Origin of the sequence: Lederbergia wuyishanensis (genome assembly GCF_022900255.1) — a bacterium.
Taxonomy (GTDB): Bacteria; Bacillota; Bacilli; order Bacillales; family Bacillaceae_C; genus Lederbergia; species Lederbergia wuyishanensis.
In genome coordinates this window covers 346849-369620 of sequence record NZ_JALIRM010000001.1, presented here as the reverse complement: position 1 = coordinate 369620, position 22772 = coordinate 346849, and the positions used below count along the sequence as shown (strand labels likewise).

At 36.6% G+C, this 22772-nt stretch carries 21 protein-coding genes and 1 other annotated feature; of the genes, 1 reads left to right on the top strand and 20 read right to left on the bottom strand.

What is annotated here, in order from left to right:
* Window positions 1-48: 48 nt before the first annotated feature.
* Window positions 49-1761, top strand: coding sequence for an Rqc2 family fibronectin-binding protein (locus MT489_RS01925; protein WP_244679819.1), 1713 nt, complete (start codon window positions 49-51; stop codon window positions 1759-1761).
* Between the two features lie 554 nt (window positions 1762-2315).
* Here the strand turns inward: MT489_RS01925 and pyrE are convergent.
* The 20 genes from pyrE to sigE all read right to left on the bottom strand — a co-directional run bounded on the left by pyrE (window position 2316) and on the right by sigE (window position 22745).
* Entirely contained in the window at window positions 2316-2954 is a 639-nt protein-coding gene (gene pyrE, locus MT489_RS01920) for an orotate phosphoribosyltransferase (RefSeq protein WP_244680605.1), read from the bottom strand.
* Window positions 2955-2957: 3 nt separating this feature from the next.
* A complete protein-coding gene (pyrF, locus tag MT489_RS01915) occupies window positions 2958-3668 on the bottom strand; it encodes an orotidine-5'-phosphate decarboxylase (RefSeq protein ID WP_244679818.1) in 711 nt (236 codons plus the stop codon).
* Window positions 3640-4581: a dihydroorotate dehydrogenase gene (locus MT489_RS01910; RefSeq protein WP_244679817.1), complete on the bottom strand. Its 942-nt coding sequence runs from the start codon at window positions 4579-4581 to the stop codon at window positions 3640-3642. The genes pyrF and MT489_RS01910 overlap by 29 nt, the downstream gene beginning before the upstream one ends.
* Window positions 4578-5360, bottom strand: coding sequence for a dihydroorotate dehydrogenase electron transfer subunit (locus tag MT489_RS01905; protein WP_244679816.1), 783 nt, complete (start codon window positions 5358-5360; stop codon window positions 4578-4580). Before MT489_RS01905 ends, MT489_RS01910 begins: the two co-directional genes overlap by 4 nt.
* Window positions 5357-8572 (bottom strand): carbamoyl-phosphate synthase large subunit, encoded by a 3216-nt coding sequence (gene carB / locus MT489_RS01900; RefSeq protein ID WP_244679815.1) that lies wholly within the window; start codon window positions 8570-8572, stop codon window positions 5357-5359. Before carB ends, MT489_RS01905 begins: the two co-directional genes overlap by 4 nt.
* Window positions 8556-9656 carry a carbamoyl phosphate synthase small subunit gene (locus tag MT489_RS01895; RefSeq protein ID WP_244679814.1) on the bottom strand — a complete coding sequence of 367 codons (1101 nt, stop codon included), beginning with the start codon at window positions 9654-9656 and terminating at the stop codon, window positions 8556-8558. Before MT489_RS01895 ends, carB begins: the two co-directional genes overlap by 17 nt.
* Window positions 9653-10927, bottom strand: coding sequence for a dihydroorotase (locus MT489_RS01890; RefSeq protein WP_244679813.1), 1275 nt, complete (start codon window positions 10925-10927; stop codon window positions 9653-9655). The genes MT489_RS01895 and MT489_RS01890 overlap by 4 nt, the downstream gene beginning before the upstream one ends.
* A gap of 12 nt (window positions 10928-10939) precedes the next feature.
* The gene (locus MT489_RS01885) at window positions 10940-11824 is read right to left on the bottom strand and encodes an aspartate carbamoyltransferase catalytic subunit (RefSeq protein ID WP_244679812.1); all 885 of its coding nucleotides are present in this window, start codon (window positions 11822-11824) and stop codon (window positions 10940-10942) included.
* A 138-nt stretch (window positions 11825-11962) separates the two neighbouring features.
* Complete coding sequence (gene pyrR / locus MT489_RS01880; protein WP_244679811.1) at window positions 11963-12508, bottom strand: bifunctional pyr operon transcriptional regulator/uracil phosphoribosyltransferase PyrR; 546 nt, start codon at window positions 12506-12508, stop codon at window positions 11963-11965.
* 188 nt (window positions 12509-12696) lie between these two features.
* Entirely contained in the window at window positions 12697-13602 is a 906-nt protein-coding gene (locus MT489_RS01875) for an RluA family pseudouridine synthase (protein WP_244679810.1), read from the bottom strand.
* Window positions 13589-14065: a signal peptidase II gene (lspA, locus tag MT489_RS01870; RefSeq protein ID WP_244679809.1), complete on the bottom strand. Its 477-nt coding sequence runs from the start codon at window positions 14063-14065 to the stop codon at window positions 13589-13591. The genes MT489_RS01875 and lspA overlap by 14 nt, the downstream gene beginning before the upstream one ends.
* A 302-nt stretch (window positions 14066-14367) precedes the next feature.
* Complete coding sequence (gene ileS / locus MT489_RS01865) at window positions 14368-17127, bottom strand: isoleucine--tRNA ligase (protein WP_244679808.1); 2760 nt, start codon at window positions 17125-17127, stop codon at window positions 14368-14370.
* Window positions 17128-17168: 41 nt separating this feature from the next.
* Window positions 17169-17402: a binding site (T-box leader), on the bottom strand.
* Between the two features lie 52 nt (window positions 17403-17454).
* The gene (locus tag MT489_RS01860; protein ID WP_244679807.1) at window positions 17455-17964 is read right to left on the bottom strand and encodes a DivIVA domain-containing protein; all 510 of its coding nucleotides are present in this window, start codon (window positions 17962-17964) and stop codon (window positions 17455-17457) included.
* Window positions 17965-18059: 95 nt separating this feature from the next.
* A complete protein-coding gene (locus tag MT489_RS01855) occupies window positions 18060-18836 on the bottom strand; it encodes a YlmH family RNA-binding protein (protein ID WP_244679806.1) in 777 nt (258 codons plus the stop codon).
* 16 nt (window positions 18837-18852) lie between these two features.
* Window positions 18853-19113 carry a YggT family protein gene (locus MT489_RS01850; protein ID WP_244679805.1) on the bottom strand — a complete coding sequence of 87 codons (261 nt, stop codon included), beginning with the start codon at window positions 19111-19113 and terminating at the stop codon, window positions 18853-18855.
* A gap of 2 nt (window positions 19114-19115) precedes the next feature.
* Window positions 19116-19565, bottom strand: coding sequence for a cell division protein SepF (locus MT489_RS01845; protein ID WP_244679804.1), 450 nt, complete (start codon window positions 19563-19565; stop codon window positions 19116-19118).
* 18 nt (window positions 19566-19583) lie between these two features.
* Window positions 19584-20255, bottom strand: coding sequence for a YggS family pyridoxal phosphate-dependent enzyme (locus tag MT489_RS01840; RefSeq protein ID WP_244679803.1), 672 nt, complete (start codon window positions 20253-20255; stop codon window positions 19584-19586).
* 116 nt (window positions 20256-20371) lie between these two features.
* Entirely contained in the window at window positions 20372-20647 is a 276-nt protein-coding gene (locus MT489_RS01835; protein ID WP_244679802.1) for a YlmC/YmxH family sporulation protein, read from the bottom strand.
* 183 nt (window positions 20648-20830) lie between these two features.
* Window positions 20831-21697: an RNA polymerase sporulation sigma factor SigG gene (sigG, locus tag MT489_RS01830; RefSeq protein WP_244680604.1), complete on the bottom strand. Its 867-nt coding sequence runs from the start codon at window positions 21695-21697 to the stop codon at window positions 20831-20833.
* A gap of 328 nt (window positions 21698-22025) precedes the next feature.
* A complete protein-coding gene (sigE, locus tag MT489_RS01825) occupies window positions 22026-22745 on the bottom strand; it encodes an RNA polymerase sporulation sigma factor SigE (RefSeq protein WP_244679801.1) in 720 nt (239 codons plus the stop codon).
* Window positions 22746-22772: the final 27 nt, after the last annotated feature.

The window sequence follows — 22772 nt, the reverse complement described above, 5'->3', positions numbered from 1 at the left end:
TTAATTGAAAAGAAATGAACGAATTTACATAGGAAGAGGATGTTTTAAATGCCTTTTGATGGTTTTTTTACAAGAGCGATGGTGAATGAATTAAAATCCGAACTTATGGGAGGAAGAATCAGTAAAATTCACCAACCTTATAAAAATGAATTAGTTATGGCCGTAAGAGCTGGAAGACAAAATCATAAACTCCTGATTTCTTCTCACCCAAGTTATGCAAGAGTACAAATAACTGGTGACACTTTTGACAATCCAACTGAGCCTCCGATGTTTTGCATGATATTAAGAAAGCATTTGGAAGGAGCAATTATTCAAGATATTAAACAAGTTAATATGGATCGGATTATCATATTTGAAATTCGAGGCCGAGATGAGCTTGGTGATGAATCTTATAAACAATTAATTGTTGAAATAATGGGCAGGCATAGCAATATTATTTTAGTTGATAAAGAAAAAGAAAAAATTATCGATAGTATTAAGCATATACCCACGGCTTTAAATAGTTATCGAACAATACTACCTGGTTCTTCTTATATTTATCCACCAGAACAAGATAAAGTAAATCCTCTCTCAGCCACAGAAGAGGATGTCCTGAAAAAAATTGATTTTAACAGTGGGAAGCTTGATAAACAAATTGTCGAAAAGTTTTCTGGCTTTTCTCCTATTTTGGCAAAAGAATTAATTTTTAAGGCTGCACTTGCTAATAGGGTGACTGTTCCTAAGTCATTTGTTCTGCTGATGGAGCAGTTAAAAAATCATCAATATGAGCCTTCTATTACGGTTGAAGACGAAAAAGAACATTTTTATTTATTTCCTTTAACACATATAAAAGGAGAAATTAAAAAGTTTTCATCTCTTAGTGAAATGCTTGACCGTTTTTATTTCGGTAAAGCTGATCGCGATCGTGTAAAGCAGCAAGCATTTGATCTTGAGCGATTAATGAAAAACGAAAAGACTAAGAACGAAACGAAAGTGAAAAAACTGAAAGCGACGTTAGAAGCTGCAGAAAAAGCAGATGAATATCAATTGCTTGGAGAATTATTAACAGCAAATATGCATCTAGTTAAAAGAGGTATGAAAGATATTACTGTTATCAATTATTATGATGAAAATGGCGGACAAATGACAATCGTGCTAGATCCGAGAAAGAGTCCATCCGAAAACGCACAAAGCTATTATACAAAATATCAAAAAGCGAAAAACTCTGTTCAAGTAGTAAAGGAACAAATTGAAAAAGCAAAAGATGAAATTAACTATTTTGATGGATTACTGCAACAACTAACTTCTGCACGGGCAAGAGATATCGAAGAAATTCGTGAGGAACTTGCAGAACAAGGCTATTTAAGGCTGCGAAATAAAAAAGGTCAAAGAAAAAATCCGAACGCAAAACCTGTGATTGATCGATATGAATCAGCAGATGGTACGGAAATACTTGTAGGAAAAAACAATAAACAAAATGATTATTTAACAAATAAACTAGCTGGTCGAGACGAAATATGGCTTCATACGAAAGATATCCCTGGATCTCATGTCGTCATCCGCAGCAAAGATCCGTCGGTTGAAACCATTAACGAAGCCGCTATATTAGCAGCATATTTTAGCAAAGCAAAAAACTCAGCTTCTGTACCAGTAGATTTTACTAAAATAAGACATGTGAAAAAACCTAATGGTTCTAAGCCTGGATTTGTTATCTATGATAATCAGCAGACGGTTTATGTTACACCTGATGAGGATAGTGTAAAGGAAATGCAGAGAAGTTAATTTAGAAGCTAAAAACAAAATAACTATTTTGCCTTAACTGAAGGTACCAAAAATTCCTCTTTAATAATAATAACAATATTCAACACTGTAGATTTGTACTTCAAACGCCCGCTTTCCATGGGTGGTACCGGGGAGCCTCCTAGGTGCTTATAAGACCTATGTGGTCTCCCTTTCCCTGTATTAAGGCAGGATACTCACACATCCTGCTTCAGCCAATAGAGTTACTAGGTTAGCAGAAACTGGTTTCGTTTTAGGAGAGAAAATTGCAAATAACATAATTATTAGTTTTGTATTCAACAATTAATTAGGAATATAAACCGGAAAAAAACTCAGAGAAATTCTGAGTTTTTAACTTTCTACCTGCACTTTACATTTAAGGGATTCAATATTACTAATATTTTTCATAAAAGAGATCGGGACATAACTATTTCGACAAAGATAAATCCGAACATTAGGTTGATTAGTGTATATACCCGCTCCAGAAATATACTTCGCTTAGTTAGATCATTGTTCGACTTTAGGTTGGATTGTTTTAGTTATGTCCCAGATTCCTTCTATCTCAACTTATATTTGCTCCCCCAAGTCTCCGGATTATCTCTAAAGCTTTCTAATAGAGCAACGTCTTTTTCTTCAATGATGCCTTTGTTCAAAGCTACTTTTATTAAGTTGCTATAGTTAGTCAATGAAACAGCTTTAATATTTGCTTCTTCCATTCGCTGCTTTCCTTTGTCCAGTTCATATGTAAAAATGGACACAATTCCAAGAACTTCAATGCCTGCATTACGAAGTGCTTCTGCTGCAGCAATCGCACTTCCTCCAGTTGAGATAAGATCCTCAATGACAACAGCTTTTTGCCCTTCTGAAATCTTTCCTTCAATTTGATTACCTTTTCCGTGGCTTTTTGCTGACGATCTTACGTAGCACATTGGTAATTCTAAAAGATCACTTATCCATGCCGCATGAGGAATCCCAGCTGTTGCCGTTCCAGCAATTAACTCGACATCAGGAAATTCTGTTTTAATTAAATCTACAAGTCCTTTTGCAATATCTTTTCTTAATGTTGGATATGAAAGTGTCATTCGATTATCACAGTATATTGGTGATTTTAATCCGGAAGACCAAGTGAATGGATCATTTGGACGTAAAAATACTGCTTCTATTTCTAGTAGTTGTTCAGCAATTGTTTCTGACATCATTTAATTCAACTCCCATTCATGTTTCACTCGTTCATAAGCTTGCATAGGATTTTCAGCTTGTGTGATGGACCTTCCTACTACAATATGGTTAGACCCTAGCTTTCTAGCGTCGGATGGTGTTACAATCCTTGATTGATCATGCGAGTTATCTCCTATCATCCGAATTCCCGGAGTAACTTTTAAAAATGATTTATTCGTAGCATCAGAAATTTCTCCTGCCTCAAGAGCAGAACAGACAACTCCATCAAGGCCAGCCTTAAATGCAAGTTTTGCATAATGTATAACTGAATCCTCTAATTTTCTATCTATCAATTGTTCTCTCTGCATCTGTTCTTCACTCGTACTAGTCAATTGAGTGACGGCAATCAGTTTTGGTCTTTCCATTTCTTTTGGTGTTCCTTCTTCTAATCCCTTAAGTGCATATTCCATCATTTTGGAACCGCCCGCAGCATGGACGTTAACCATATCTACACCAAGACCTGCCAAAACTTTCATCGAACTATACACGGTATTCGGAATATCATGCAATTTTAAATCTAGGAAAATATAATGTCCTTTTGACTTCAACCAATTAATAAAAGATGTACCTTCTTTGTAGAATAACTCCATTCCTACCTTTACAAATAGTTTTTCATCTTGAAATTGATTTAAAAATTGTTCAGCATAGACCCTATCCGGAAAATCAAGAGCAATGATTGGCTTTTGCACCATACATTTTCCAACTCCTTCCGGTTAATTCACTAATATGCGTTACTTTAAGTTCATCAAGCTTACCAGGAAGTTCTTTGATAATCCTCGGACAAATAAATGGGTCCGTAAAATTCATCGTTCCAACAGCGACGGCACTTGCACCAGCATAAAAATACTCAATGACATCATCAGTCGATTCTATTCCACCCATACCGATAATCGGAATATTCACTTTCTGGCTCACTTCGTAAATCATTCTAATAGCAACAGGTTTAATCGCAGGACCTGATAATCCACCGCTTTTATTAGCTAATATAGGCTTTCCTGTTTTAATATCAAGGCGCATGCCAAGTAAAGTATTAATCATTGTTAGACCATCAGCTCCAGCTTCTTCAACTGCTTGAGCCATCCCGACAATATCAGCAACATTGGGAGATAATTTTACATAAACCGGTACAGAGGAAACTTCCTTTACTCTTTTTGTTAATTCTGCTGCTACTTCAGGTATCGTTCCAAATGCAATTCCACCTTTTTTCACATTAGGGCATGAGATGTTTAATTCTAAAGCTTTCACATTAGGAGCAACAGATATTTTTTCCGCTACTTCCACATAATCTTCAGTTTCTGAGCCTGCTACATTAGCGATAATAGGAACATCAAATTGTTCAAGCCATGGAAGCTCATTTGCCAAAACGCCTTCTAACCCAGGATTTTGCAATCCGATGGCATTCAACATACCTGCTGAAGTCTCTGCTACTCGAGGTGTCGGGTTTCCATATCTTGGTTCTAACGTAGTTGCTTTGATCATGATAGCCCCTAAAACGGATAAATCGTAAAATTGGCTATACTCTTTTCCGAATCCGAAACAGCCTGAAGCTGGCATAATCGGGTTTTTCAGTGACAAACCTGGTAATTCTATTTGTAGTCGGTTCATGTTAAAACCACCTTCCCGATAGGAAAAACTGGCCCATCACTGCATATTTTTACGTATTTTGAACCTGTTGAATCATCAGCAACATGACAGACACAGGCAAAGCAAGCTCCAATTCCGCATCCCATTCTCTGCTCAAGTGATAGGTAGGCCTTTCTTCCATGAAATCGTTCTTCTAATGCCTTAAGCATTGGAGTTGGACCACAAGAATAGAGTACGTCAAAATGTATCTCATTTTCATCTAGGACATTCGTAACAAAGCCTGAGGTACCAAGAGAACCATCTACTGTCGCAATGAAAGTTTCACCTAGTTCAGAGAATTTATTTTCATAAAATGACTTCTCAGCCGTTTCAAAACCAAGTATATGAATAGTTTTCGTACCTTGCTTGTTTAACTGTTTTGCAAGTTCATATAATGGTGGAACCCCAATGCCTCCTCCTATAAGTAAGGCAGTTTCACCAGAATTAATTTCGTCAACTGGAAAACCATTACCAAGCGGACCTAAAACATCTACTTCGTTGCCTTCGATATTTTGAGAAAGAAGTCTCGTTCCTTTTCCTTCGGATCGATATATAACAGTAAATTGATTCTTATCTTTTTCAATTGAAGCAATACTAATCGGTCTACGCAAAAGGGGGTCGAGCCCAGGGTTTGTTCTAATATGAACAAATTGCCCTGGCTCCTCCATTTCTTTTACTAGATTCCCTTGTAATGTCAATTCGAAAATGTCTTTCGCAATTTGTTTTTGGGAGACGACTAGCATTTTTTCTTGATGAATCATTTATACATCGCCTCTTTCAGCTCAACTTCCCCTTTTCCCATTGCCTCTGCAGAGAAGACCATTGATTCAAGTACCCCAAGGATCGCTTCTGCGGTATCAAGTGATGTTAGACAAGCCACGCCATTTTCAACAGATTCACGTCTAATTCTAAATCCATCTCGTTCTGGTTGCTTACCCTTTGTTAAAGTATTGATGACAATTTGTGCTTTTCCTTGCCTTATCACATCTATAAGTGTTGGACCAGTTGAGCCAATTTTATCAACGACTTCGACTTTTATTCCTGCTTTTTCAATGATTGAAGCTGTTCCGCTCGTTGCAATAATGCGATAACCGATTGCAGAGAATCTTTTCGCAAGCTCTAGCGCTTCATTTTTATCTTTATCAGCAACTGTTATTAAAACAGTACCGTATGTCTTAATGTTCATACCGGATGCAACAAGGCCCTTATAAAGAGCTTTTTCCATCGTTTTATCTTTACCCATTACTTCACCTGTTGATTTCATTTCAGGTCCGAGCGTAATATCCACTCTTCTTAGCTTGGCAAAGGAGAATACCGGTACTTTCACATAAACACCTTTTTGTTCTGGAGCAATTCCAGTTTCATAACCTAATGACTGTAAAGATTCACCAAGAATCACTTTCGTAGCTACATTTGCCATTGGAATCCCTGTTATTTTGCTTAAAAATGGTACAGTCCGACTTGAACGTGGGTTTACCTCAATAACATATAATTCATTTTGAGAAATAACATATTGGATATTTAAAAGTCCAATAATTTCAAGACCTTTCGCAAGTCGAATCGTATAGTCAACAATTTTTTCTTTCATTTCTTCACTAATATTTTGAGGTGGATACACTGCAATCGAGTCTCCTGAATGGACCCCTGCTCTTTCAATATGTTCCATAATTCCAGGAATAAGCACATTTTCTCCGTCTGAAATTGCGTCTACCTCAATTTCTTTCCCTACTAAATAGCGATCCACTAGCACCGGTTGATCTGGATTTACTTTTACAGCATTATCCATGTAATGAAGCAGTTCAGATTCTTCATAGACAATTTCCATCGCTCGACCACCTAGTACATAGGAAGGTCTAACTAACACTGGGTAACCAATTTCTGTTGCTATTTTCACTGCTTCTTCCACAGAGAAAGCTGTTTTTCCTTTCGGCTGTGGAATTTCTAGTTGTGATAATGCATGTTCAAACTTATTTCTATTTTCAGCTCGATCTAAGCTTTCAAGCGATGTACCAAGGATTTTTACTCCTCTTTCTTCGAGTGCTCCAGCTAGGTTAATAGCTGTTTGACCACCGAACTGGACAACAACCCCTTCTGGCTGCTCCAAATCGATAATATGCATAACATCTTCAATCGTAAGCGGCTCGAAGTATAGCTTATCTGAAATACTGAAGTCTGTAGATACAGTCTCAGGGTTGCTGTTGATAATAATCGCTTCATATCCAGCTTCTTGAATCGCCCATACGCTATGAACAGTCGCATAATCAAATTCAATCCCTTGCCCAATCCTTATTGGGCCAGATCCAATTACAACTACGCTCTTTTTATCCGTTTTGATCGATTCATTTTCCGTTTCATATGTTCCGTAAAAATATGGTGTATCTGATTCAAATTCACCTGCGCAAGTGTCTACTTTTTTATAAACTGGAATAATTCCATTCTTATTGCGCCAGTCATATACTGTTTTTTCATCAGCTTCCCATAATTTAGCTACCGTTTTATCTGAAAAACCGAATTCTTTTGCTTTTCTTCCTAGTTCAACATTAAATGGTTGTTCTCTTAAACTCTCTTCCAGTTTTATGATCTTTTCCATTTTAAATAAGAAGAAAAGGTCAATTTTACTCCATTCATGAATTTCTTCGATGGAAATTCCTTGTCTTAACGCATCTCCTATATAAAACAAGCGTTCATCTGTTGCTTTTGCAATCTGTGTCTGTAGGAAATCTAGATCATACTGACCTCCGTCTGGGTGTGCCAAATGGAATACATTGCTTTCCAGGGATCTGACTGCTTTTAATAATGATTCCTCAAAAGTACGTCCGATAGCCATCACTTCACCTGTTGCCTTCATTTGCGTTCCAAGTCTACGATTAGCAGATTCAAATTTATCAAATGGCCATCTCGGAATTTTACATACAACATAGTCAATTCCTGGTTCAAAGCAAGCATATGTTTTCCCCGTTACAGGGTTCATAATTTCATCTAATGTATAGCCCGCTGCAATTTTTGCTGCTAGCTTAGCAATTGGAAAACCAGTAGCTTTTGATGCAAGTGCAGAAGAACGGCTTACACGCGGATTTACTTCAATTAGGTAGTAATTAAAGCTATAAGGATCAAGCGCGAGCTGTACATTACATCCACCTTCAATTCCAAGCGCACGAATTATTTTAAGCGATGCATTTCTCATCATCTGAACTTCTCTATCACTCAATGTTTGACATGGAGCCACTACAATTGAATCACCTGTATGTATCCCTACAGGATCAACGTTTTCCATATTACATACAACAATCGCATTATCATTGCTGTCACGCATTACTTCGAATTCTATTTCTTTAAATCCTGCAATACTTTTTTCTATTAAACATTGTCCAACCGGGCTATTTTTTAATCCACTCGTTACAATTTCTTTTAATTCATCAAGATTTTCACAAATACCCCCGCCTGTTCCACCCAATGTATAAGCGGGACGTACGATAATTGGGAATCCTACTTGCTCTGTAAAAGCTATTGCTTCTTCAAGTGTATGAACAATATCGCTGTCAGGGACAGGTTCGTTCAACATATTCATTAGTTCTCTAAACTGATCACGGTCTTCAGCTTGTTCAATGGCTGATAACCTCGTTCCAAGAATTTCTACGTTACATTCTTCTAAAACACCTGCTTTTGCAAGTTGCATTGCCATATTTAATCCTGTTTGTCCGCCTAATGTAGGAAGGATGGCATCCGGTCTTTCTTTACGGATGATTCTTGATACAAACTCTAATGTAATAGGCTCTATATATACAGCATCTGCAATTTCAGTATCAGTCATTATTGTGGCTGGATTCGAATTGATTAAGATGACCCGATAACCTTCTTCTTTCAAAGCTAGACATGCCTGAGTTCCTGCGTAATCAAATTCTGCTGCTTGTCCTATGACGATTGGTCCTGACCCAATTACTAAAATACTTTCTATATCAGTACGTTTTGGCATGTTGCTCCACCCTTCCATTTTGTTCATTCATGATTTTTAAAAATTGATCAAATGCTTTTTTTCCATCCTCTGATCCTGGTGATGCTTCTGGTTCATATTGAAGTGAAAATGCTGGGAATTGATTATGCTTGATTCCCTCAATTGACCCGCCATTTAACGCTTTGTGTGTAATCGTTAGAACCTCGGAATCAATAGATGATTCAACTACTTCATATCCATGATTTTGAGAAGTGAATATAATTTTACCCGACTCTAGCTCCTTGACTGGATAACTTGATCCTCGATGTCCAGAAACCATTTTCTCGATTTTACAGCCATTTGCAAGTGCAAATAATTGATGTCCTAGACCAATCCCGAAAAGTGGAAAATGTTGTTGTATCTCCTTAATAATTTCACAAACTTCTTGTATATCTTGGGGATTTCCTGGCCCATTAGAAAGCAAAACTCCATCAGGTTTTAGTGAAATGATTTCTTCTGCAGACGTGTGATATGGAACTACTTTGATATCGCAACCTCGCTCTGTTAATTCTCGCAGTATTCCGTGTTTGACTCCAAAATCCATTACGACTACACTGTTTCCACGACCTGGGCTTGGGAATGGCTTTGTTACTGACACTTTTTTAACTGCATTATGAGAATGATTATCGAATCGCAATTGTGAGAGGATTGCATCTGTATCCTCTTCAGATCCACATATCGCACCTTTCAATGTCCCTTTATCTCTTATTAATCTAGTTAACATTCTTGTATCAATTCCTGCAATACCAGGTATATTCTTTAATTTTAAAAATTCGTCTAGGGACATATTACTCCGCCAATTTGAAGGGAACTCACTTGCTTCTTTTACGACGACTCCTTTAATGACAGGTTGAATGCTTTCAAAATCATCACGATTGATGCCATAATTTCCGATTAATGGATAACTAAATGTAATAATTTGCCCGTAATTCGAAGGATCAGAGATCACTTCTTGGTAACCAGCCATTCCTGTATGGAATACGACCTCACCAATTGAATCAACTTCACTACCGAAAGCTTCGCCAACAAAGATAGTTCCATCTTCAAGTACTAATTTCCGTTTCATCGTCCTTCATTCCCTTCAGACCAAATTAATTTGCCATTTACAAAAGTTGCTACTGGCCATCCTTTACAATTCCATCCGCCAAAAGGGGTATTTTTTCCTTTTGACGCAAAGTTTTCAGGGTTAATTTCTTTCACAAGATTTAAATCAAGCAATGTTATATTTGCATCTTGTCCAATTTCCAATGTTCCACTTTTAAGTCCAAATGTTTTTGACGGAATAACTGTCAGCCAATCTACTAACTGTTCTAATGTGCAAATTCCCTTTCCTACAAAATGTGTATTTAAAAGAGGAAATGCTGTTTCTAATCCAACGATTCCAAATGGTGCTAATTTCATACCCTTTGCTTTCTCTTCAGCAGCATGAGGCGCATGATCTGTAGCAATAAAATCAATTGTTCCGTCTAGGAGGCCTTCAATTAGTGCTTCTCGATCATCAATTCCTCTTAATGGAGGGTTCATTTTAAAGTTGGTATCTTCAACAAGAATATCTTCATCTGAAAGAAGTAAATGATGTGGTGAAACTTCGGCTGTTACACGAATACCTGCTCGTTTGGCATCTCTTACAGCTCTTACTGATTCTTTCGTACTTATATGACAAACGTGATAATGGCAGCCTGCTGCTTCGGCAAGAAGAACATCTCTAGCTATATGAACTGACTCGCAAATTGAAGGGATACCAGGTATTCCAGATTTCTCCGAATATGTGCCTTCATGGATAGCTCCACCATAAATTAATGAATTGTCTTCACAATGAGCAACGATTGCCATATCAAGTTCAGCTGCTTTTTGCATCGCCTCATACATCATTGACGCCGTTTGAACACCTACTCCATCATCCGTAAAAGCAAATGCTCCAGCTTCTTTTAATGCCGCAAAATCAACAAGCTCTTTACCTTCTTGATTTTTCGTAATCGCAGCATATGGCAGTACCTTTACAAAGCCTCGTTTTTTACATTCATTCACTATCCATCTCATTTGTTCGGCGTTGTCTGGCACAGGTTTTGTATTAGGCATTGCGGCAACTGCTGTAAATCCGCCTTTTGCAGCAGCAAGAGTACCTGTTTCAATCGTCTCTTTGTGTTCGCCGCCGGGTTCCCGTAAGTGAATATGTAGATCTACAAAACCAGGTGCTATTGTTAATCCTTTTGCATTGAATTCTTCTTCACCATGATTTACAAGACTTTCACCTATTTCAGCAATTTTTCCATCTTTTATTCGAAGATCCGTTAATGTTCCATCAATTGAAAGAGCATTTTTAATGAGCCAATTCATTTTTTCATCCCCCTATTGTTCTAATAATTTTTTCAATACAGCCATTCGAATATATACGCCATTTTCCATCTGCTTGAAGATTCTTGAACGTTCGCATTCTACTAGACTATCAGCAATTTCTACATTTCTATTTACAGGAGCAGGATGCATAATGATACTTGTGTTTTTCATCCTTTTCTCTCTTTCTTCAGTAAGACCAAATTTTTGATGATATTGATCAGCCGAGATGGCAGTCAAGCTAAAGTGGCGTTCATGTTGAATCCTTAGTAGCATTAAGACATCAACTGTTTCGACCACTTCATCGAGATTAAAATTACATTTAGCATCAGCTGAATCAATAAACCATTCTGAAGGTCCAGAAAAAATAACGTCTGCTCCAAGCGATTTTAATGCATCTCGATTTGATTTTGCCACTCTGCTATGTCTTAAGTCACCAACAATGGCAACCTTCAAACCTTCAAAAGCTCCAAATTCTTGCTTGATTGTATAGAGGTCCAATAGGGACTGTGTTGGGTGTTGGCCGCATCCGTCTCCGCCGTTAATAATTCTCAGATTTACCTTATTGATTAACTCATCGTAGTAATTGTCTTTTTCGTGTCTAATTACCGCAACATCAATTCCAATCGATTCTAGTGTTTTGACGGTGTCATATAAAGATTCACCTTTTAGCAAACTGGATGATCCTGATTCAAAAGGGATAACATCTAAACCTAGTTTGCGTTCTGCTACTTCAAAACTCGTTTTCGTTCTAGTACTTGGTTCAAAAAATAAATTTGCAGCAAATGTTTTTTTACTTGGAGACCATTGTTCGCCATTTTCAAATGACTCAGCCATTTTTAAGATATCCATTATTTCTTCCGTGGATAAATCGTTCATCGACACAAGGTGTTGTTTCATGCGTTCTGCCTCCATTTTTCAAAATAAAAACCCCTCTAAGTCTGATTTTGACAAAGAGGGGTACAGTAAAGAAGAAGCTAAGCACAGCTTCATGCAACCTCCCTTTGCCAGCCTCACAGGACTATTTTTAAAAGGGAATTATTCGTTTTTATAAATGCTTACTTGATCACAGCCATCAGATTCTGCTAGTTCAACGATCACTCTTTCTTGACTTGAGGTAGGAATATTTTTCCCAATAAAATCTGCTCGGATGGGCAATTCTCTATGTCCTCTGTCAACTAGAACTGCAAGCTGAATTGCGGATGGTCTACCAAAATCCACAAGGGCATCCATCGCTGCCCGCACAGTTCTGCCTGTATACAAAACATCATCCACTAAAATAACTTTTTTATTTTTGATATCTGTTGGTAGATGCGAACCTTTTACTTCAGGTTCGGCATCTTTTGTTTTTATTGTTAAATCATCTCGATATAACGTAATATCAAGTTCCCCAACTGAAATTGGTTGTCCTTCAATCTTTTCAATACGTTTTGCTAATCTGTTTGCAAGATATATCCCTCTCGTTTTAATTCCAACCAGGATACATTCGCTAATACCTTTATTTCGTTCAATAATCTCATGTGCTATACGAGTAAGTGCTCTTTGAATTGCTTTGTCATCTAAAACAATTGTTTTTTGAACCACTGTTTTCACCTCTTGAGTACAAAGTAAAAAACCCTCCTGCCATAAGGCAAGAGGGTACACTAATCCCAAAAATATCGCCGATTATAACATCAGCATTGAGCAGTATCCTTCTCAGCCTCTCTGGACTAAGTTAAAGGTGCTTATGAAACTATAAACACTATAATACTTCAATAAACATTTGTCAATTACTAATTGCGCAAATTTGCTAGAAGATTGTTGAAATAAGACGGGAGCGGGGCTGAAAATTCCATGTATTCATTTGTTCTTGGGTGAACAAAGCCAAGAATGCCAGCATGTAGAACTTGACCATCTGTATCCATTGTTTTTCGTGGTCCATATTTCGGATCTCCAACCAATGGATAGCCTATATATTTCATATGTACCCGGATTTGGTGAGTTCTCCCAGTCTCCAATACACATTCAATATATGTATACTGATCAAATCTCTCAAGTACGTTAAAATGAGTAACAGCATGCTTGCCGCCTTCTAAAACAGTCATACTTTGCCGGTCTTCTTTATCTCTTCCTATAGGTGCATCTATTGTTCCATGATCATGCGGAATCACACCGTGAACAAGTGCAAAGTATTTTCTTGTAACCGATTTTTCAACAAGCTGATTAACAAGGCTAACATGGGCTACATCATTTTTGGCAATCATTAATAAGCCAGAAGTATCTTTATCTATTCTATGCACAATTCCAGGGCGCATAATTCCGTTTATTCCCGACAAATCCTTACAATGTGCCATAATCCCATTTACAAGTGTCCCTGTATAATGACCAGGTGCCGGATGGACAACCATACCTTTAGGCTTGTTAACAACTAATACATCCGAATCTTCAAAATAAATATCTAAATCCATATGTTCCGGCTCGATATTTAAAGGTTCAGGTTCAGGAATGGTAATCACAATGTAATCATTTTCGCTACATTTATAATTAGCCTTCTCTCTTTTCCCATTCACCTCTACATGCCCATCCCGAATCCATTGCTGAACCTGTGAACGAGACCACTCTGGATTCAAACCCGTAATAAGTTTATCTAGGCGGTCACCTTTTTCAGATTCGATTGTTATATGCTCAATTCTGTCCATTAGGTTTCACCTTTTCTTCTCGTCCCTCTTTTATCATCTGGATGAAAATTAGCACAACTCCGATTGTAAGAGCAGAATCGGCTACATTAAAAATCGGAAAATCGTACGTGAAAATATAAGTATCTAAAAAGTCGACTACTTCTTTTCTAAATAAGCGATCTAAAAAATTCCCGATAGCTCCTCCTAAAATAAAGGCCAAGCTTAATTGAAACAAGGGCTTACCTTTTGCATGTTTTTCTAAATAATAAATTACCGCAGCAATCACTATGATTGTAATAATATAGAACAACCACATTTGGTCTTGTAGTATGCCCCAAGCAGCTCCTCGATTACGATGTGATGTAATATAAAACAGATTATCAATAATTGTAATTCTTTGTCCTAGATCCATATTATGAACGATGATCCATTTAGTAAGTTGATCAACAGCGATCACAAATAACGCGATTGCATAATATATCATTATGTTTCCCCCGATTCTAAGAAAGATGTCCTTCGTGCATTTTAGCATAAATATTTGAGTTTAAACAGGATTTAAAAAGCCTTCCGCAAAAAACGGAAGGCTTTCTGTTTTTTATCTAGCTCTAGCACATATCCTTACTAGTTCAAATATCTTTAGGAAATAAATGTAATTTCTCTCCACCAGATATTTTGCACAGTTATGAAGCGAAGTACACAGATGCACTTGTGCAGGTAAAGCGACTGAACGTAGTTGCCTATGCCTGCGTCGTAGCTTCTTCCTAGTCAGGCGCTTTCGTATTTCTATTAATAATCTTCTTTGACAACTTTTGCACAGCGTGGGCAGAGTGTAGGGTGATCACTATCCTTGCCAACATCAGGAGTTACTACCCAACATCTTTCGCATGTTTCACCTTCTGCTTTTTCTACGATAATAGCTGCATGGTTTAGTTTTAAGGCATTGCTTGGAGCATCTTCCATAGAGCCAGCCACTTCAAAACCAGAAACAATAAATAATTGATTCATGCTCTCTGATAGGCTATCTAATAATGCCTTAATATCATTATTCACATATAAGATTACCTTTGCAGTTAGTGATTTTCCAATTACTTTTTCATTTCTTGCTTCTTCAAGAGCTTTTAAAACATCATCACGAAGCTTTAAGAACAGAGACCATTTTTCCTCAAGTTCTTCAGCTCCTTGCAATTCTTTATATTCCGGCATATCAGTAAGCTGAACACTTTCTTCTTGCACACCAGGGATAAACATCCAAACCTCATCCGCTGTATGAGGTAAAATTGGTGAAAGTAGTTTTGCAAGTGCCACAACACTTTCATACATAACTGTTTGCATAGCCCTGCGCTCATAATTGTTTTTCGATTCGATATATAATACATCTTTCGCAAAATCCATATAGAAAGAGCTCAAATCAAGTGTACAGAAATTATTAACAGCATGGTAAATATTCATAAATTCATACTCTTCATATGAATTTTGCACTTCTTTAATTAAGTTATTTAATCTAACTAAAATAAATTGATCTACTTCTCTAAGCTTGTTATATTCAATTGCATCTACAGCAGGGTCGAAATCAGCAAGATTTCCAAGCAAGAAACGGAATGTATTACGAATTTTTCGATAAACTTCACTTACTTGTTTCAAGATAGCATCAGAAATACGAACATCAGCTTGGTAATCAACTGAAGATACCCAAAGTCGAACAATTTCCGCTCCCAATTGATTCGTTACCTTAGTAGGAACAATCACATTACCAATCGATTTACTCATTTTTCTTCCTTCACCATCTAGAACAAATCCATGACTCAAAACACCTTTATAAGGAGCTTTTCCAGTTACAGCAACAGCTGTTGTAAGAGACGAGTTAAACCATCCTCTGTATTGGTCTGATCCTTCTAAATATAGATCAGCTGGGCGTTGTAAATCATCTCTCTCAACTAAGACACCCTGATGGGAGGAACCAGAGTCAAACCAAACGTCCATAATATCTGTTTCTTTCGAAAAGATGCCATTAGGACTTCCAGGATGTGTGAATCCTTCTGGTAAAAGATCAACTGCTTCTTTTTCAAACCAAATATTTGAACCATTTTCTTTAAATAGGCTTGCAACATGCGAAATGGTTTCATCTGTAATAATGATTTCACCGTTTTCGGCATAGAATACTGGAATTGGCACTCCCCATACACGTTGTCTGGAAATACACCAGTCTCCACGATCCCTAACCATATTATATAGTCTTGTTTCGCCCCAATTTGGAACCCATTTTACTTCTTTGATTGCTACTAACAATTCTGAACGGAAATCCTTTATAGACGCAAACCACTGGGAAGTAGCTCGGAAAATAACTGGTTTTTTTGTTCTCCAATCATGTGGATACGAGTGAGTAATAAAATCAAGTTTCAGTAATGCTCCAACCTCTTGAAGCTTTTCTGTAATTGGTTTATTAGCAGCATCATAAAATAGACCTTCGAACCCTGGCGCTTCATCGGTCATATGACCTCTATCATCAACTGGGCAAAGTACGTCTAGGTTATATTTTTGTCCTACATAAAAGTCATCTTCACCATGACCAGGTGCCGTATGGACACATCCTGTACCAGAATCTGTTGTAACATGCTCACCTAATACGACAATAGACTCTCTATCGTAAAACGGATGTTTTGCGACCACATTTTCCAGTTCGGAACCCTTAAGTGTTTGAACAGTTTCGGGATTTTCCCATTCTAAAAGGGAAGTTACTGATTCTAATAGATCTTTAGCAATGATGTATTTTTCATCTTTAACTTGAACAACAACGTATTCAAGATCAGGATGAACCGCAACTGCTAAATTTGCGGGAATTGTCCAAGGTGTTGTCGTCCAAATGATGAATTTTACGCCTTCTTCGACTACACCTTTTCCATCAGCCACTTGAAAAGAAACATAAATAGACGGAGAACGTTTATCCTTATATTCAATTTCAGCTTCAGCTAAAGCTGATTCACTGGAAGGAGACCAATAGACCGGTTTTTTACCTTTATAAATATAACCTTTTTTAGCCATCTCTCCGAAAACTTGAATTTGTTGAGCTTCATATTCCGGTTTTAATGTAATATAAGGATTTTCCCAATCCCCTCTTACTCCCAGACGCTTAAATTCAGATCTTTGGTTATCAATTTGTTCATAAGCATATTTGGCACAAAGCTCTCTAAACTCTGCCACTGTCATTTCTTTACGTTTAACGCCTTTATTTGTTAATGCTTGCTCAATCGGAAGTCCGTGTGTATCCCAACCAGGCACATAAGGAGCACAATAACCACTCATCGACTTATATCGTACAATAAAATCTTTTAATGTTTTATTTAGTGCATGCCCCATATGTAGGTCACCGTTTGCATATGGAGGACCGTCGTGCAACACAAAAAGTGGTCTGCCTTTCGTGCGCTCTTGAACTTTTTTATAAATATTCATTTCTTCCCAATGTGTTTGAATTTCCGGTTCTTTTTTCGGTAAGTTTCCCCGCATTGGAAATTCCGTTTTTGGCATTAATAATGTGTCTTTGTAATCCATTTTATTTCGCCTCCATAAAAATAAAAAACCTTCCCATCCCAATAAGGGACGAGAAGGTATATTTCCCGCGGTACCACCCAAATAAGCAAAATCATTAAAGATTTGCCCACTCTAGTTTCCGTATCGTGGAATGACCGCTTTCATCTACTAACTTTAAGCTTTCGAATTAAGAACTCAAGGGTGATCTTCCATTCCTCTCCTATTCCAGGCTTACACTATCCCTGAATCGCTATTATAGGGGCTGAGAAACGTACTGTCCCTGTCATCGTTTAATATAAAATAAATAGTATTAAATATTATATGTGAACGATATATCGTTCGTCAATGTCATTCTTCTATTTCTTGTAGGGATTTTAATTCTGAGGAATCTATCTCATACTCCATTAAATGCTCCCAGTCATCACTGCCAAGAAGATCTAGTTGTGCTTCAATCAATAATTTAAACCTTGTTCTGAACACTTTTGATTGTTTTTTCAAATCTTCAATTTCTAATGCAATTTTACGTGCTTTCGATAATGACTCGTTTACAATCCTATCAGCGTTCTTTTCAGCTTCGCGAATTATTAGCTTCGCTTCTTTTTGCGCATTACCTCTTACTTCTTCAGCTGCTTCCTGTGCAACAACAATTGACTTATGCAAAGTATCTTCAATCGTACTAAAATGCCCTAAACGTTCATTCATAGAAGATAATTTATCTTCCAATTCTTTTTTTTCACGGATAAGAAGTTCAAATTCCTTAATCACTTGATCTAAAAATTCATTTACTTCATCTTCGTCATACCCACGAAAACCTCTACTAAACTCCTTATTATGTATATCAACTGGCGTTAAAGACATTAAGCCACCTCCACTTCGGTCTGTCTTACATGTACTTATCCATATTATACAAAATTCCGACTAAACCTGCTAGAATCTTTTCATTTATTAAACATTTATTTTAATAATCCTAATTTAATTCTTAATTTGTCTTTTTTTGTCTTCCCCTGAATTGATAGTAAACTACATCTACCATATCCTCTTGCAGAAAGAACATCTCCTTCATCACATTCAAAGGCTGTGCGCTCAACTGTTTCCCAATTTACTTTAGCATGCCCTTGCTGAATCATAAGCTGTGCCTTTTGCCTAGAAATATTAAAAGCGGCAGCTAAAACCACATCAAGACGTAAAGAACTAGCAGTAGTCTCTTTTTCTTTCCATTCCTCATCCGAAATGATTGCATTTTGTAAATCTTGTTTTAAAACACTTACTTTTGCTTTGCCTATTTGGTTCAATTGAAGGGTAACAAAATCCTCGACTTCTTTTGCAGTTAAGAATTGAATTCGATCACCATTAATGATAATATCACCAAACTTTTCTCTTTTTAAACCGATGGACATGAGAGAGCCTAAGACCATCCGGTGTTCAAGATTTACAAACTTTTTTGGATAATCAATTTCGAATAAAGATATTTGAAAGTCTTCATTGCTTGGCTGCAAATATTCCGGAAAGAGCAATGCCCTTTTTCTTTCACTATTTTCTGTACCCCCGAAAAAGAGATACTTAATTTCGTTGTTCTCTCCAATAATAGATCTAAGAATATATTGCTCGCGAGGATCAAGAAAATCAGTTAGTTTTTCTGAATATGTATTTTCCACGTATTGCTGCCAACTAGCAACTTGATCAATAAATTCTTTTTCCTCCGGTCTGAAATGCTGGTAAATTGCAGACATGGGTCACACTCCATCTTTAAAACCATTTACCAATTTCTGACAAGCCTGCTGATGCAAGTTTTAAAACAAAAAATGCTGCGAGTGGTGAAATATCAATCATTCCGATTGGAGGAACAAATCTCCGAAAAGGTTCAAGATAGGGTTCACATATTTTCGCAAATAACTGCCCAATAGAAGTTTCGCGTGAATTTGGAAACCAACTCATAAGTATATATATAATTAATATCCAAGAATAAATTCCAATTGCTGAGGCAATAATGCCCAAAATCATATCCATTTTTATGTCCACCTCGTATCTTGATAATCACTTTCATCTAGTAGTTCTGATATATTTCCGGAAACTTCAACATTATCCGGCGTACATAAAAATATATCTTTACCTACTCTTTGAATATCTCCACCAATGGAGTATACGGCACCACTAAGAAAATCAACAATCCTAATTGCCTGATCACGCTGAATTCGCTGTAAATTGACAACTACAGCACGGCGATTTACTAGATGATCTGCAACCTCTTGCGCTTCCGCATAAACCCTTGGCTCTATAAGAATCATCTTAGAAGAATTTTGCACACTTTGTAGACTTACTACATTTTGTTTACGTGTTTTGGGAGAACTTAGTTCCTGCTCGGGCACTTTTGGAGTCTCCTTTACAATTTTTTCTTCTTCAACATAATCGTATTCATCTTCAAGCAGAAAAAAATTTTTAAATTTTGACTTTATTCCCACGACTTGAGGCCTCCTTTTTTATTCTCCAACTAGGGCAGTTCCTATGCGAACGAAAGTAGCGCCTTCCTCAATTGCAATAATATAATCGTTCGACATCCCCATTGATAATTCGTTGCATGGAGCATATTCTAGATTTAATTTTTTGACTTCACTTTGAATTTTTCGTAATCGACTGAAACAATTACGAAGAACTCCTTCATCATCAGTATTTGGGGCCATCGTCATAAGCCCTACAATTTGAATATTTGTAAATAATTCTAATTCTTGAATAAAAGGTATTACTTTTTCAGGATTAATTCCATGTTTTGACTCTTCGCCAGAAACATTGACCTGTACAAAGCATTTAATACGGTTTTTAGCACGCTTATGAATTTCTTTAGCTAACGAAAGCCTGTCCAACGAATGAATATACGAGACTTTATCAATGATATTCTTTACTTTACGGGTTTGCAGTGTTCCAATAAAATGCAATACTGGCCTGTCTCCCAAAACCTCCCATTTGGAAGTCAGGCCTTCGTCTCTATTTTCACCAAAATGCTCAATTCCTGCATTTAATGCTTCTAATGCTCTTTCATTAGACACATATTTAGTGACAGCAATTACTGTTACATCATCTGGTTGTCTATCCGCTCTTTTACACGCTAATTTTATGTTTTCATTAATAAGAGCGAACTTCGTTTCCACTTTCATGTACAATAGCTCCTACTTTTTCGTTTTAAGATCCATAATAATAAACCTTGTCAAAATTACACGAAAAGATATTTTTCTTTAGTGTACCACAAAAGCAGTCTGTCGGATAATAAAAATCAATTTTTTGGTACTTCTAGCTGCTGTTGAACATATTGTTGTGCCTGATGTCTAACAAGTATCACATCTTCGCCAATTTTTACGATCTGATTCCACGGAATGATTACCTCTTCATCCTTACCAAAGAATCCAAGCAATTTCCCTGTATACCCGATAATAATTGTTTCAATTTTTCCTGTTTCCAAATTAATTTCAATATCACCTATATTTCCAAGCTTACGGCCATCAGATATATTTACAACATCTTTCGTTTGAAATTCAGATATCCTAACCATTCTGATTCCTCGCCTTCTTCCCATTTACTCTATATGTATGCTGAGGAAATCTTTTTTACAATAGGTTCTGTTAATCTTGTTTGTTGATTATTCAGTTACAAATCTTGAATAAGTTTTATCCAAACTTTACTTTAAAATAAAATGGAGTATGATTCCTTTTGATAAAAAAGGAATCATACTCCATTATTGAATGTTTTTATTCATTTGTTTAATAGCAGCTTTTTCGAGTCGTGACACTTGAGCTTGAGAAATTCCGATTTCTTCGGCAACTTCCATTTGTGTTTTTCCTTGGAAAAACCGTTTACGAATGATCATTTTTTCTCTTTCATTTAAGCGTTGCAACCCGTCGTGAAGTGCAATTTCTTCTATCCATTGGGTATCGCGGCTTCGTTCATCACTTAGTTGATCCATAACAAAAATCGGATCCCCGCCATCATTGTATATTGGTTCAAATAATGATACAGGATCTTGAATAGCATCTAATGCAAATACCACTTCCTCATGAGGAATATCTAATTCTTTCGCTATTTCTTCAGAAGTTGGCTCTCTTGATGTCTTAGCCATCAGGCGCTCTCTAACATGCAATGCTTTATATGCTATGTCTCTTAATGACCGGGAAACTCTAATTGGGTTATTATCTCGTAAATATCGCCTGATTTCCCCAATAATCATCGGAACAGCATATGTTGAAAATCGAACATTTTGGCTAAGGTCAAAATTATCAATGGATTTCATCAAACCTATACAGCCAACCTGAAAAAGATCGTCAACATATTCACCACGATTATTAAATCTTTGTATAACACTTAATACAAGTCTTAAATTTCCATTTACTAATTTCTCTCTTGCTGATCGATCTCCTTGATGCATTTGCCTTAAAAGTTCCCGCATTTCTTCATTTTTTAGGACAGGGAGCTTAGAAGTATCCACACCGCAAATTTCAACTTTATTTCGCTTCAACTTTTTCCCTCCTTGCAGGAGCTGATGTACAAAATTAAGTATTTCCGAAGGAGGAAAATCTATGCACTTACTTTTTTTTACAGAGGTCATAAACAGAGAAAAAACCAATATAATATTGGTTTTTTTCATGAAAAATATTTTTTTATGTCCAGCTCCACCGCTTATCAACTAGCAAACTTCTTGATCACTTTTATGGGTATAAAAACATCCTTCATCATGCCTTGTCTAGCTACAAGTTAATGGAGTTTGAGATCAATTAACCAGAGACAAAGAAGTTAAAATACAGACGTTTTTATTTTGGAATATCTGCTTGTAGTCCCTATTAACACTTTACGTATTTCGGATCTTGACTTAACTCCCTTATATCATTTAGGTAATCAACAAAGGGACGTCAACAGTCAAGGCACTTTGGATACTCTCACACCATTTTATTAAATTCTTTTCGCAGTCTTTTAATGATTCTTTTTTCTAAACGAGAAATATATGATTGGGAAATTCCTAACATATCTGCTACGTCTTTTTGTGTTTTTTCCTCACCGCCTGTAAGTCCAAATCTTAGTTCCATTATTTGTTTTTCACGATCTGATAATTTATGCAGGGCAGTAAATAGTAGTTTTTTGTCTACATTAGCTTCTAGATTTTTAGTAATGATATCATCATCCGTACCCAAGACATCTGATAATAGTAGCTCATTTCCATCCCAATCGATATTTAACGGTTCGTCAAAAGAAACCTCTGATCTTGTTTTATTATTTCTACGCAAATACATAAGAATTTCATTTTCAATACATCGTGATGCATATGTAGCAAGTTTAATTTTCTTTTCGGGATTAAAAGTATTTACTGCTTTTATTAAACCAATCGTTCCAATACTAATTAAATCCTCAATATTTATACCGGTATTTTCAAATTTTCTAGCAATATATACGACTAAACGTAAATTTCTTTCAATTAATAAGGAACGAGCAGTTTTATCACCGTTAGGCAATTTTTTTAATAAAATTTCTTCCTCGTCCTTTGATAGTGGAGGAGGCAATGCTTCACTTCCACCTATATAATATATTTCATCTGATTTTAACCCTAATTTATTTAGCAAGCGATACCAATAGTACTGAATTCGTAAACGTAATAATTTCAAAAAATTGTCCTCCTTTCACTCTTAGAA

Bases quoted from the DNA above. Each gene is read 5' to 3' on its own strand.
- MT489_RS01925 (WP_244679819.1), top strand. From the start codon at position 49: ATGCCTTTTGATGGTTTTTTTACAAGAGCGATGGTGAATGAATTAAAA.
- pyrE (WP_244680605.1), bottom strand. From the start codon at position 2,954: ATGTCAGAAACAATTGCTGAACAACTACTAGAAATAGAAGCAGTATTT.
- pyrF (WP_244679818.1), bottom strand. From the start codon at position 3,668: ATGGTGCAAAAGCCAATCATTGCTCTTGATTTTCCGGATAGGGTCTAT.
- MT489_RS01910 (WP_244679817.1), bottom strand. From the start codon at position 4,581: ATGAACCGACTACAAATAGAATTACCAGGTTTGTCACTGAAAAACCCG.
- MT489_RS01905 (WP_244679816.1), bottom strand. From the start codon at position 5,360: ATGATTCATCAAGAAAAAATGCTAGTCGTCTCCCAAAAACAAATTGCG.
- carB (WP_244679815.1), bottom strand. From the start codon at position 8,572: ATGCCAAAACGTACTGATATAGAAAGTATTTTAGTAATTGGGTCAGGA.
- MT489_RS01895 (WP_244679814.1), bottom strand. From the start codon at position 9,656: ATGAAACGGAAATTAGTACTTGAAGATGGAACTATCTTTGTTGGCGAA.
- MT489_RS01890 (WP_244679813.1), bottom strand. From the start codon at position 10,927: ATGAATTGGCTCATTAAAAATGCTCTTTCAATTGATGGAACATTAACG.
- MT489_RS01885 (WP_244679812.1), bottom strand. From the start codon at position 11,824: ATGAAACAACACCTTGTGTCGATGAACGATTTATCCACGGAAGAAATA.
- MT489_RS01875 (WP_244679810.1), bottom strand. From the start codon at position 13,602: ATGGACAGAATTGAGCATATAACAATCGAATCTGAAAAAGGTGACCGC.
- lspA (WP_244679809.1), bottom strand. From the start codon at position 14,065: ATGATATATTATGCAATCGCGTTATTTGTGATCGCTGTTGATCAACTT.
- ileS (WP_244679808.1), bottom strand. From the start codon at position 17,127: ATGGATTACAAAGACACATTATTAATGCCAAAAACGGAATTTCCAATG.
- MT489_RS01860 (WP_244679807.1), bottom strand. From the start codon at position 17,964: ATGTCTTTAACGCCAGTTGATATACATAATAAGGAGTTTAGTAGAGGT.
- MT489_RS01855 (WP_244679806.1), bottom strand. From the start codon at position 18,836: ATGTCTGCAATTTACCAGCATTTCAGACCGGAGGAAAAAGAATTTATT.
- MT489_RS01850 (WP_244679805.1), bottom strand. From the start codon at position 19,113: ATGGATATGATTTTGGGCATTATTGCCTCAGCAATTGGAATTTATTCT.
- MT489_RS01840 (WP_244679803.1), bottom strand. From the start codon at position 20,255: ATGAAAGTGGAAACGAAGTTCGCTCTTATTAATGAAAACATAAAATTA.
- MT489_RS01835 (WP_244679802.1), bottom strand. From the start codon at position 20,647: ATGGTTAGGATATCTGAATTTCAAACGAAAGATGTTGTAAATATATCT.
- sigG (WP_244680604.1), bottom strand. From the start codon at position 21,697: ATGACCTCTGTAAAAAAAAGTAAGTGCATAGATTTTCCTCCTTCGGAA.